This window comes from Ventrimonas faecis (assembly GCF_040096075.1).
Classification (GTDB): Bacteria; Bacillota; Clostridia; order Lachnospirales; family Lachnospiraceae; genus Brotaphodocola; species Brotaphodocola faecis.
In genome coordinates, this window is the sequence record NZ_JBBMFJ010000005.1 from 20897 (window position 1) to 33604 (window position 12708).

Consider the following 12708-nt stretch of genomic DNA (forward strand, 5'->3'; position numbering starts at 1 on the left):
CGAAAGTCACTGTAAATGAAAAAAATGTTTGCAAATCAGCCTGAAAGGTGTTAAGTTATTAACAGAAAAACTTGTCGACAAGTACGCAAGAAAAAGCGCGGCATGAAGGCCGCGCTTTTTCGATGGAAAGGACTGCGTGAACAGAGGAGTTGTTTGTTATGAGGCTGATTAAAAAGACCATTGCGGAATGTCTCAGAAGCCGGGTCAGGGAAAGCGCGGACCGTGTCGCGCTGGAGGCAGATGAGCAGCGCTATACCTGGAAGGATCTGGATACGCTGAGTGATTACATGGTAGGAAGAATGCTTTCCTGCGGAATCAGAAAAGGTACCCATGTGGGAATCTGGAGTACCAATTCCCCCAACTGGATCATTGTATTTCTGGCTCTGAGCAAGATTGGGGCAGTTCCGGTGCTTCTGAATACCTGTTACAGCACAGAGGAACTGGAGCAGGTGCTTCGTTACGCGGATGTGGAGTTCGTGTATTATGGGGAAGGCTACAAAAAACTGGTGTACGAGGATATGGTGGCACATCTTTCCCAGAAGCTGGAAGGAACGGTGAAGCGCTGGATCTACATTGGCCGCGACACGGCAAGACAGTGGATGACGGAAAAAAGCTTTGTCTTCGCGGAGCGCATGAAAAAGGTGACCCGGGAGATTGGCGGCTATATCCGGAAGGTGGAGCCGGAGGATACGGCGGCCATTCTGTTTACTTCAGGAACAACGGCGATGCCCAAAGGGGTTATGCTGAGCCATTACAGTCTGGTGAACAGCGCACTGGAGATCTGCAGCCACATGGGCTGGGAAGAATCCGACAAGATGATGATTGCGGTTCCCCTGTTCCACTGCTTCGGCCTGACAGCCAGTCTGCTGACCGGCATCCACACCGGCTGCTGCATGCACACGGTGGAGTATTATAAGACCATGACGGTGCTGGAGACGGTGCAGAAGTATCACTGCACGGTGTTAAACGGTGTGCCGTCCATGTTCCTGGCTATCACCAGGAACCCGGCCCATAAGGACTATGACTTAAGCAGCCTGCGAAACGGTATCATTGCCGGTTCTCCGGTCAGTGGGGAAGAATATGATATGATTCACAGGGGAATTCCGGGGCTGGTTCTTTTCGCGTCCTACGGACAGACGGAAACCGCGCCCTGTGTCAGCATCAGTGATGTGGGAGATTCACAGGCAGAACGTGCCACAACGGCAGGCCGGGTGCTGCGCCACTGTGAGGTACGGATCCTGGCGCCGGACGGAACCTGCCGGCAGACAGGGGAGGACGGTGAAATCTGCGTGCGCGGCTACAATGTCATGCAGGGGTATTACCATCTCCCGGAGGAAACGGCAAAGACCATTGATGCGGACGGGTGGCTTCATACCGGCGATCTGGGACATCTGGACGGGCGGAATTTTCTGTATGTCACGGGACGAATCAAAGAGATGATCATCCGGGGCGGGGAGAATATTTCTCCGCGGGAAATTGAACAGGTGATCCGGCATTATCCGGGCATCCGCGAGGTGAAGGTGATCGGTCTTCCGACAGAGGTTCTACAGGAGATGATCGTGGCCTGCATCATCCCGGAGGAAGGGATGACCATTGGCAATGCAGGGCTTATGACACATATGGAGAACCACCTGGCTTATTATAAGCTGCCGGCACATATCGTGCGCATGGAAACTTTCCCAATGAATGCAAGCGGGAAGGTGATGCTGGGCGAACTGAAAAAACAGGCAGCCGAGATCATTCGGACGAACCCGGACATCACCAGCACAGCGGCACTGATCAAACGTTAAGATACCAACTTAAAGATGACCCGTCCGGCATTCGGCGGCCATCTGATGGCTACCATTATTTGCTCGCGGTTGACAGCGGCCGGATTCTGACGTAGAATTGTGTAAAATGAGAGCAGCGGGGAGGAAGGAGTATGATTTACGCAAAGTCTGGGGAGAATCATCCGATTACGTCAGACGAAATCTTTGAGCAGATACTGAACCGGATCATCCAGCTGCGCCTGGAACCGGGGCAGCTGATCAGTGAGAATCAGATGTCTGCGGAGTATGGGGTGTCCCGCTCGGTCATTCGCATCGCGTTTACAAGACTTCGGCAGCTTGGCTTTATTGAGATCTATCCGCAGCGTGGAACTTATGTCAGCCTCATGGACTTAAGCCATATCGCGGATCTTTTAACACTGCGTACGGCGGTGGAAAAGGAAGTCCTGTATGAGATTTTTACTGAATTGGGAGAAGCAAAGCGCAGCCAGATGTTAGAGCACCTGAAGGAAAATCTGAAGGAACAGGAAAAATACAGGGATGAGGCAGATTATTTTGGCCGTTTCCCGGAGCTGGATGCCGAATTCCACAAGATCATGATTGACAGTGTAAACCGCAGCGCCATGATGCGGATGTTAGACAGCCTGATGCTGCACCTGTCCAGATGGAGAAACTTTGATGTGGCTTTCGATAACCGTGTGCCGCAGCTGATCGCGGAACACAAAAAAATATTTGAAGCCATTGCGGAGGGGGACATCCAGAAGGCTCAGGACCGCATAGGAGAGCATCTGGAAACCATCACCACCATTGCCGACCGGGCTATGGCCAAGTACCCGACCTATTTCAAGAATGGTTGATCCGATCTGGAATGAAAAAGAAGAGCCGGAATATGCAGAAAACGCGTATTTCCGGCCTTTTTAAAAATTTATGCCTGTTGATTTGGAGACGAGCCTGTTTAAAAATAAACAAAAAATGCTAGAATTATGTAAACCTGTAAAAGAAATGTGGAAAAAGAGAAAAAAGAATTTATGTGAAGAACACAAAAAAAACAAAGAAACTATTTACATCTATTGATAAATTTGATAATATAAGGACATGAGTTGGGCTGTTTGTTGGCGATAATGAAGTATCGCGCAGCAAATTTTTTTGGCATTTAACTTGTATACTAGAATACTGAAATTGGAAACGCAAGTGCGATGCCTTTTTTATTTGCTCAAATTTGTTTATTTTTTAACAACTACAAACTGTGAAACAAAAAGCATTGAAAAAGTTTGAAGAGGTGTCAGTTATGTATACACTGGGAATTGATATCGGATCCACCACATCCAAGGCAGTTATCCTGAAAGATGGAACCGAGATTGCAGCATCTTCTATCGTGGTTGCTACCGTCGGAACCGACGGAGTCAGCCAGGCACTGGACAATGTCATGAAAGAGAGCGGCCTTACGCAGGCAGATATGGCGTGTACCGTGGCAACCGGCTATGGCCGTCAGACCTATGACGGCGCGGATTACCAGGTCAGCGAGCTTACCTGTCACGCACTGGGCGTTCATTTTGTATGTCCGGGAGCAAGAACCGTCATTGATATCGGCGGACAGGACGCAAAGGTTCTTTCCCTGAATGAGGAAGGACGCATGGTCAACTTCGTTATGAACGACAAATGCGCGGCAGGAACCGGACGTTTCCTGGATGTTATGGCAAATATCTTAAAACTCGATATTTCCCAGTTGGAAACAGAAGCCGCAAAAGCGGTGAAACCGGCAAGCATCTCCAGCACCTGTACGGTGTTTGCGGAATCGGAGGTAATCTCCCAGCTGGCATCCGGAACGGATATCCCGGACCTGGTGGCGGGTATCTGCCAGTCCGTGGCAACCAGGGTTGCTTCCCTGGCAAAGCGTGTGGGCGTCCGTGAGGAGGTCTGCATGAGCGGAGGCGTGGCACAGAATGGCGGTGTCCGCAATGCCATGGCAAAAGAGCTTGGCGTGGAAATTTACTACGACAAGCGCGCACAGGAACTGGGAGCTCTCGGCGCGGCAATTTACGCATACGGAAAGAGCAGCCAGTCATAAAAAATAAATAAATTCAGAAAGCTTACCGTGTTCCTTTGCGGAGGACGCGAGCTGATACAGACCGGACAGGCGCCGCAAATGACGCGCGGACGGCCAGAACGCTTTGCCGGAAACGGCAGGGCAGGAACCTATTTCAGGAAATGAAAACGAAAATGTATAAAGGAGGTTTTTCACAATGGCTGAAGAAGTAAAAAAGAGCAGACCCGCACCAGATCCGAACTCAGCAAAGTATAAGCTGGGACAGATTGCGGCAAAGGCTTACAGTGACGCGATGGAGGCCAAAAAACGCGGAGAGATGGTTGGCTGGTGCGCCAGCAACTTCCCGGTAGAGATTCCGGAGACTCTCGGACTGTATGTCTGCTACCCGGAGAACCAGGCAGCCGGCATTGCAGCAAGAGGCGGCGGTGAGAGAATGTGTAACGAGGCAGAGGGCGATGGCTACTCCAACGATATCTGCGCATACGCACGTATCTCCCTTGCTTACGCAAAACTGAAATCCGCTCCTGAGCAGGATATGCCAATGCCGGACTTCGTACTTTGCTGTAACAACATCTGTAACTGCATGATCAAATGGTACGAGAACCTGGCAAAAGAGCTGAACATCCCGATGTTCATGATCGATATTCCGTTCAACCCGGATTACGAGGTATCCGATGCTGAGACTGAGTACATCAAGGCTCAGTTCTGGGATGTCATTCATGGTCTGGAAGCTTATACCGGTAAGAAATGGAGCGATGAGCGCTTCAAAGAGGTTATGGCTTCTTCCGGACGCGCAAGCCGCGCATGGATCGAGGCAACCTCCCAGGCGAAATACGTTCCGTCCCCGTTCAACGGCTTTGACCTGTTAAACCACATGGCAGTTATGGTTACCGCCCGTGGCAAAGAAGAAGCAGGCGACGCAATGGAGACCCTGTTAAAAGAGTACAAAGAGAACCATGAGAAAGGAGTTTCCACCTTCCGTGCGGAAGAGAAATACCGTATCATGTTCGAGGGTATCGCATGCTGGCCATGGCTGCGTGTTACCTCTACCGGCTTAAAGGGCAGAGGCATCAACATGGTGACCACCATTTATGCTGACGCATTCGGTTTCATCTACGATGACTTTGACGGAATGTGCCGTGCATACGCAAACGTTCCGAATGCCATGAACCTTGAGCATTCTAGAGACAAACGTATCAAACTCTGCAAGGCAAACCACGTTGAGGGCCTGTTAGTACATACCAACCGCTCCTGCAAACTCTGGTCCGGATTCATGCCTGAGATGAGCCGTCAGATCGGCGAGGCATGCGGCATCCCGGTTGTTTCCTTCGATGGCGACCAGGCTGATCCGAGAAACTTCTCTGAGGCACAGTACGATACCCGCGTACAGGGCCTGACAGAGATCATGGAAGCAAACAAAGGAGGGAAATAAAGATGGCAGCAAAGGAATTATTAGCACAGCTTCATGAAGTTGCTGCAAATCCGAGAAAACAGCTGGACAAATATCTGGCTGAAGGTAAGAAGGTCGTTGCAGTAACCTATTATACACCGCAGGAGATCGTTCATTCCATGGGCCTGGTACCGATGGGTGTCTGGGGCGCAGACATGGAGATCAACGAGGCAAAGAAATATTATCCGGCATTTATCTGCTCTATCATGCAGACAATCCTGGAGCTGGGAATCAAGGGCGAGTACAAAGGCATTTCCGCTATCATCATCCCGTCTCTGTGTGACTCCTTAAAGACTCTGGGCCAGAACTGGAAATACGCAGTAAAGGATATCCCGTTCATCCCGATGACCTACCCGCAGAACCGTAAACCGGACTTCGGCATCAAGTTCACCAAGGCTGGTTACGAGAGAGTCATCAATGACCTGACCGTTGCAACCGGAGCACATTTCTCCGAGTTCGCTCTGTCTGAGTCCATCAAAGTATACAACGAGCACAACGCAGCCATGAGAGCATTCTCCGAGGCAGCAGCAAACGCAGACATCACAGCAGCTGAGAGAAGCGATGTATTCAAGAGCGCATGGTTCATGCTTCCGGAAGAGCACACCGCAATCGTAAAAAAGCTGACCGCAGAGCTGTTAGCCGGCCCGAAGAGCACCCGCACCGCACGCGTTCTGGTAAGCGGCATCCTGGCAGATGCACCTGGCCTGTTAAAGATCTTCGATGACAACGGCATCCAGATCGTTGCAGACGATGTGGCAGACGAGACCAGACAGTACCGTACCGATACTCCGGAGATGGATAACCCGGTAGACGCACTGGCACAGAAATTCGCGAACATGGACAACTGCACACTCCTTTATGATAAGGAAAAGAAACGTGTGGATTACATCGTTGAGCAGGCAAAGGCTCATGACGCAAAGGGCATCATCGTTCTGATGACCAAGTTCTGTGATCCGGAGGAGTTCGACTACGTTCCGATCAAGAGAGCATGCGAAAAGGCAGGTCTCATGAACTTAAATATCGAGGTTGACCGCCAGATGGTAAACTACGAGCAGGCAGCAACCATGATCCAGGCATTCAAAGAAATGCTGTAATCAAAGTGTTATAGTAAAAAATGTCACAACGCCGGGCGGGTGGGAATGCCCGTCCGGCATAAAAGGGACTGCGGGCATTTGTCAGGCAGACACCTCACAAATTGCCCGGTTAAAGAAAGATAGGGGGACGACATTATGATTAGTAAAGACAAAATGTCAGTAACAGTTGGTGTTGCATTTGTATGGTTTACGACACAGTTTGGCGGCGGTTTCGCATCCGGAAACCAGCTGCGTCAGTATTTTGTTCAATTTGGAATCTGGGCTTTTGTAACCTGTATCATGACTCAGTTTTTAGGCGCCTTCTTCCAGTGGTACGCACTGAAATACGCCAAGAAGCATGAGGTATACGATTACAGAAGCTTTAACAACAGTTTTTACGGTAAGTATGCTCCGATTTTTTCCAACCTGTATGAGCTGGTATATATTGTGACGATATGCGTAGCTCCGGCAGCAGCATTCGCAACCGGCGTAAGTACTATGGAAAGTGCGTTTGGCATTAATCACTGGGTTGGAACGATCTTTGTAGGAATCTTTATTTTTGCGGTAGCTGTATATGGCACCAACGTAGTACGTAAAGTGGCTGCTACTTTATCGGTACTGATTGTTGCGGGACTGTTGATCGTTTATATTCCGAACATCATCGCACAGTGGGGTGATATTTCCGCAAACATTTCCGCGAGCATGGCAAATCCGGCACCGTTTGGCAAGGCACTGTGGATCGGCTTCGTATATGCAGCTTTCCAGCTGGCATCCATCGGTCTGTTAGTACAGCACGCAAAACCGTTCGCATCTCCGGATGACGCGAAGACCTCTATGGTTCAGGGATTTTTCGTAAACGTTCTGATCTGCCTGATGGCTGTTGTTGGTCTGATGGCAATCGCAAATGATCCGAACTTCGCAACCGAGAGCATTCCGCTGCTGATCCTGGTAAACAGAGGCGTGGCACCGGGCGTGCTTCGTCCGATCATTTCCATCCTGATCGTACTTGGTTCTGTATCTACTGCAGTAAACATGATCGCAGGTATGTCCAACCGTGTATGTTCTTCTCTGGACAAAAACTTTGATCCGACTGCAAAACCGGGTGTAAAGGTTATCGTTGTTACCCTGATCTGTACCGTAGTAGCATTTGGTATCGCACAGCTTGGCCTGAATAAGATCGTGGCAGTAGGCTACAAATACCTTGGTTACTTAACCATTCCGGTTATCATGATCCCGTATCTGGTACATATGGCAGCTACCAAGTTCGATACCAAAGACTGAATCTGTTAGGAACACTATATTTTTCAAAAAGGAGTGTAACATAAAATGAGCAAACCATTGGAAGGTGTAAAAGTTATTGAACTGGCAACCTTTATCGCTGCGGCAACCGCAGGCAGATTTATGGCTGACCTTGGAGCAGATGTTATTAAAATTGAGTCCGCAAAGGGTGATCCGTTAAGATATACCGCTCCGTCTGAGGGACGTCCGTTAGATATGTATGAGAATACAACCTGGGATCTGGAGAATGGTAATAAGAGATGTATCTCCCTGAACATGAAAACTCCGGAGGGCAAGGAGGCATTCTTCAAGCTGCTGGATTCCGCAGATGTCCTGATCACCAACTGGCGCGTGCAGGCTCTTCAGAGAGCTGGTCTTGACTATGAAACCTTAAAGGAAAGATATCCGAAGCTGGTTTATGCAATCTGTACCGGTTATGGTGAGTATGGTCCGGATAAGGATCTTCCGGGATTTGACTTTACCGCATTCTTCGCAAGAGGCGGATACTTTGAGACGCTGCGTCAGAGAAGCGATGTTCCGTTTAACGGTGCACCTGGTGTCGGTGACCACAACGTAGGCATGAACCTGGTAGCCGGTATTCTGGCTGCATTATATCAGGCAAAGACCAAGGGTGTTGGTGAGAAGGTTGAGACCTCCCTGTTTGAGAGTGCTGTATATAACATGGGCATGATGGTTCAGGCATCCAACTATGAAGGTATTGCACAGCAGTATCCGATCAACATCCGCAATGGTGCTAACCCGTTCAACTCCGCATGGCATACCGCAGATGACCGTTATATTCAGACCTGTATGCCGGATTACAACACCTATTACAAGAAGTTCATTGCAGCAGTAGGCCGTGAGGATCTGGTAGAGAATGAGAATTACTTCCCGATCCTGACCTGTCAGGAAAAGGGTCTGACTACGGAAGTTTATGATATTGTTATGGAAGCTTTCGAAAAGAAGACCGCAGCAGAATGGAGAGAAATCCTGACTGCAGCAGATATTCCGTTCGCACTGTGCCAGAACTGGATCGAGATCCGCAACGATAAGCAGGCAGAGGCAAATAACTGCTTCTACGATATGACCTATTCTAATGGCAATACCAGAAGACTGGTTCGTACACCTGTTAAGTTTGAAAATATGGGTGTTCCGGATTACAGACGTGGACCGTTAATCGGTGAGCAGGGTGTTGATGTTCTGAAGGAAATCGGTTATAATGATGAGCAGATTGATGCACTGAAAGCAAACGGAACTCTTTATATCTGGGAAGATCCGAAAAAAGCATAAAGAGTGTTCCTTAGCATTACAGTAAGGAAACAGGGCTGCGCGGGCGCAGAAGCCACGCAGCCCTCTATGCGGCAATGACTTGTATACAAGTTGGAGAGAACATGGAACTGATGAGAAAAACAATCGGGCAGTATCTGAAGGAGCAGGCAGCCGTGATCGGAGACCATACCGCCATGGAAATGTTTGGCTGGAGCTGCAGCTTCGCGCAGCTGGATGAAACCTCAGACCTGATGGCCGGCCGGCTGGATGATATGGGAGTCACCCGGGGAACCCACGTGGGAATCTGGAGTGTCAACAGCCCGAACTGGGTATTTACCTTTCTTGCGCTGGTGAAGATCGGGGCCGTTCCGGTGCTGATCAACACCTGCTACCGGGATGAGGAACTGAAGGGCATCCTCCAGTATTCCGATGTGGAATATGTATTCTGCGGCGCTGGCTGTAAGGACATTGTCTACGACGATGTGATCGCGGACATCCGGCAGGATACGCCAAAGGTAAAACGCTTCCTCCATCTGGATGAAAAGGAAGCGGGAACCTGGATGAGTCCGGACAGCTTCGGCCGCCGGGAAAAGTCACCGGAGGTTCTGGCCCGCATTCAGGAATTAAAAAGCCAGGTACAGCCGGAGGACGCGGCCTGCATGATCTTTACGTCCGGCACCACATCCCTTCCGAAGGGAATCCTGCTGAGCCATGAGCAGCTGATCAACAACAGCCGTGCCATGGTGGAGGCTATGCACTGGGGTGTTTCGGACAAGATGTGCATCACCGTACCGCTGTTTCACTGTTTCGGTATCACGGCTGGTGTGATCGCCTGTATCACAGGCGGCATGGATATGTGCCTGATCCCGTATTTTCGGACAGCCCATGTGTGGGATGCCATTGACAAGTATGAATGTACCATATTAAATGGTGTTCCCAGCATGTTTCTCGCATTGATCCGCAAACCGAAGTATGCGGGAAGACAGGCGCCGAATCTGAGATCTGGCATCATTGCAGGTTCCCCGTGTACCCCGGAAGATTTTCTGGAAATCTGCAGACGGTTTCCGCAGATGCATCTGCAGCCGTCCTACGGACAGACAGAAACGTCGCCCTGCATTGCCATTGCGGACTGGGACGATCCGAACGAGGTCAAGGCGCTATCGGCCGGGCATGTGATCGAACATGTGAAGGCACGCATCGTGGATCTTGGAACCGGGAAGGAAGTACCGGCGGGGAAAAATGGAGAAATCCAGGTTCAGGGCTACAATGTCATGCTTGGGTATTACCATTTACCGAAAGCCAACGCCAAAGTCTTTACAGAAGACGGATGGCTGAGGACTGGAGATACCGGTTACTTTGACGAAAAGGGCGAGCTTCACATTACCGGGCGCATCAAGGAGATGATCATCCGCGCGGGAGAAAATATTTCCCCGCAGGAGATTGAGCTTGCGATCCGCCGGTATGAGGGAGTCGCGGATGTTAAGGTAGTAGGTGTTCCGGCTCAGGTTCTTCAGGAAGAAATTGCGGCCTGCGTCATTCCGAAGCCGGGAGCGCAGATCGACAAAGAACGGATGCTTTCCTATTTAAAGAAGCATCTGGCAGACTACAAGGTTCCGGCCTATGTATTCTGGTTTGAGGAATTCCCCATGAACGCAAGTGGTAAGATTGAGTTAAAAGAGCTGCGCAAAGAAGCAGCGGAGCGTGCCGCAAAACAGCGTGAGCTGGATGGCGGCGCAAAAGGATAAGTGTACAGCCGGAGCAATCCGGTTCAGATACAAAGTAACTGTAAAGGTACTGAGCAGTTACGACAAGCATGTATGAAGGAGGAAATAGAGCAAGATGGCAGAAGCATTTTTCACAGAGCAGCATGAGCTGGTCAGAAAACTGGCAAGAGAATTTGCAGAGACAGAGCTGACAAAAGAAGTCCTCGATAAAGTCGAGGAAGAGGAGGTTTTCCCGGAGGAAATCCTCGACAAGATGGCAAAAGCCGGTTTCTTCGGAATTAAGGTTCCGAAACAGTATGGCGGACAGGGCGGAGACGCGCGTTCCTACGTTATCGTTATGGAAGAGATCGCGAGAGTATCTGGTGTCGCAAGTATCTATGTTTCCTCTCCGAACTCCCTTTCCGGCGGTCCGTTCCTTCTTTCCGGAAACGCTGAGCAGAAAGAGAAATATTTACGTCCGGTTGTAACCGGCGAGAAGAAAGTCTGCTTCGCCCTGACTGAGCCGGGCGCAGGTTCCGACGCAGGCGGCATGCAGACCACCGCAGTTAAAGACGGTGACTACTACATTCTGAATGGCCGTAAGACCTTCATCACCATGGCACCGCTGGCTGACTGGGCTGTTGTATACGCAAAGACCGACATGAGCATGGGAACCAGAGGCATTTCCGCTTTCATCGTAGACATGAAGCAGGAGGGTGTATCCTGTGGTAAGCCGGAGAAGAAGATGGGTGTTGTAGGCTGCGCAACCAGTGATATCATTCTGGAGAACGTACGCGTACATAAAGACAACCTGCTTGGCCAGGAAGGCAAGGGCTTCATCAACGCAATGAAGACTCTGGATACCGGACGTATGGGTGTTGCCGCACAGTCCATCGGTGTTGCACAGGGCTGTCTGGATGAGGCAATCAAGTACGCAAAAGAGAGAAAACAGTTTGGCCGTCCGATCGCAAAGTTCCAGGCAATCGCATTTATGATCGCTGAGATGGCAACCAAGCTTGAAGCAGCCAAGAACCTGGTTTACAAGACCGCATGGCTGATCGATAACGGTCAGGATGCTTCCATGGCAGCTTCCATGGCAAAATTCTACGCATCTGAGGTCTGCAACGAGATTGCTGCAAAGACCGTTCAGATCCATGGTGGATACGGCTTCATCAAGGATTACAAGATTGAGCGTATGTTCCGTGACTGCCGTGTATTCACGATCTACGAAGGAACCAGCCAGGTACAGCAGATGGTAATTTCTGGTAAATTACTGAAGTAATTAGGAGGGAGCAGACCACAATGAAGATCTTAGTATGTGTAAAACAGGTGCCAGACACCACAGAAGTAAAGATTGATCCGGTTAAGGGAACCCTGATCCGTGAGGGCGTTCCGAGTATCTTAAACCCGGATGACGCAAACGCGCTGGAGGCAGCACTTCAGTTAAAGGACAAAGACCCGGAGGGAACCTCCGTTGCAGTATTAACTATGGGACCGCCACAGGCAACCTACATGCTGCGTGAGTGCCTGGCAATGGGCGCTGATGAAGCTTATCTGTTAAGTGACCGTGTATTCGGCGGCGCAGATACCTGTGCAACCTCTACCACCATCGCAGCCGGCATCCGCAAGGTAAACGAGCTGGGCAAGGTAGACATCATCTTCGCAGGCCGTCAGGCAATCGATGGCGATACTGCTCAGGTAGGACCGCAGATCGGCCAGAGACTTGGTGTTCCGGTTGTTACTTATGTACAGGATTACAAAGTTGAGGGTGACAAGGTGATCGTTCAGAGACAGCTCGAGGATGGTTACGAGGTGATCGAAGTTGGCATGCCGTGCCTGTTAACCGCTGTAAAAGAGTTAAACACCCCAAGATATATGAGCATTGGCGGTATCGTAGATGCTTACCAGAAAGAGATTACCGTATGGGATCACGTTGCAGTTGACCTGGATCCGGCAGACTGTGGACTGAAAGCTTCTCCTACCCGTGTATTCCGTTCCTTCACCCCACCGCAGAAGGGCAAGGGCGAAATGCTTGAGGGCAGCATTCAGGAGATGGGTGCAAAGCTTGTAGGCAAACTGGTCGAGAAGCATTACATCTAAGCACAAGTGAAAGGAAAGGGTA

11 protein-coding genes are annotated in these 12708 nt (G+C 50.2%); all 11 read left to right on the plus strand.

Going from position 1 to position 12708, the window contains the following annotated elements; genetic code table 11:
* The first annotated feature begins 158 nt into the window (after positions 1 to 158).
* The 11 genes from WMO41_RS03850 (at position 159) to etfB (ending at position 12686) form a co-directional block, all read left to right on the plus strand.
* Positions 159 to 1790: a class I adenylate-forming enzyme family protein gene (locus WMO41_RS03850; RefSeq protein ID WP_349228635.1), complete on the plus strand. Its 1632-nt coding sequence runs from the start codon at positions 159 to 161 to the stop codon at positions 1788 to 1790.
* A 131-nt stretch (positions 1791 to 1921) separates the two neighbouring features.
* Positions 1922 to 2623, plus strand: a complete 702-nt coding sequence (locus WMO41_RS03855) for a GntR family transcriptional regulator (RefSeq protein WP_349228636.1) — start codon at positions 1922 to 1924, stop codon at positions 2621 to 2623.
* Between the two features lie 70 nt (positions 2624 to 2693).
* Entirely contained in the window at positions 2694 to 2840 is a 147-nt protein-coding gene (locus WMO41_RS03860; RefSeq protein ID WP_349228637.1) for a hypothetical protein, read from the plus strand.
* Positions 2841 to 3054: 214 nt separating this feature from the next.
* Complete coding sequence (locus tag WMO41_RS03865) at positions 3055 to 3834, plus strand: acyl-CoA dehydratase activase (RefSeq protein ID WP_349228638.1); 780 nt, start codon at positions 3055 to 3057, stop codon at positions 3832 to 3834.
* Between the two features lie 175 nt (positions 3835 to 4009).
* Complete coding sequence (locus tag WMO41_RS03870) at positions 4010 to 5245, plus strand: 2-hydroxyacyl-CoA dehydratase subunit D (protein WP_349228639.1); 1236 nt, start codon at positions 4010 to 4012, stop codon at positions 5243 to 5245.
* Positions 5246 to 5247: 2 nt separating this feature from the next.
* Positions 5248 to 6357: a 2-hydroxyacyl-CoA dehydratase subunit D gene (locus WMO41_RS03875; RefSeq protein WP_349228640.1), complete on the plus strand. Its 1110-nt coding sequence runs from the start codon at positions 5248 to 5250 to the stop codon at positions 6355 to 6357.
* 135 nt (positions 6358 to 6492) lie between these two features.
* Entirely contained in the window at positions 6493 to 7617 is a 1125-nt protein-coding gene (locus WMO41_RS03880) for a YkvI family membrane protein (RefSeq protein WP_349228641.1), read from the plus strand.
* 45 nt (positions 7618 to 7662) lie between these two features.
* Positions 7663 to 8904, plus strand: a complete 1242-nt coding sequence (locus tag WMO41_RS03885; RefSeq protein WP_349228642.1) for a CaiB/BaiF CoA transferase family protein — start codon at positions 7663 to 7665, stop codon at positions 8902 to 8904.
* 101 nt (positions 8905 to 9005) lie between these two features.
* Positions 9006 to 10628, plus strand: coding sequence for a class I adenylate-forming enzyme family protein (locus tag WMO41_RS03890; RefSeq protein ID WP_349228643.1), 1623 nt, complete (start codon positions 9006 to 9008; stop codon positions 10626 to 10628).
* A gap of 94 nt (positions 10629 to 10722) precedes the next feature.
* A complete protein-coding gene (locus tag WMO41_RS03895; RefSeq protein ID WP_177292062.1) occupies positions 10723 to 11868 on the plus strand; it encodes an acyl-CoA dehydrogenase family protein in 1146 nt (381 codons plus the stop codon).
* A gap of 20 nt (positions 11869 to 11888) precedes the next feature.
* Entirely contained in the window at positions 11889 to 12686 is a 798-nt protein-coding gene (etfB, locus tag WMO41_RS03900; RefSeq protein WP_118541787.1) for an electron transfer flavoprotein subunit beta, read from the plus strand.
* Positions 12687 to 12708 lie beyond the last annotated feature (22 nt).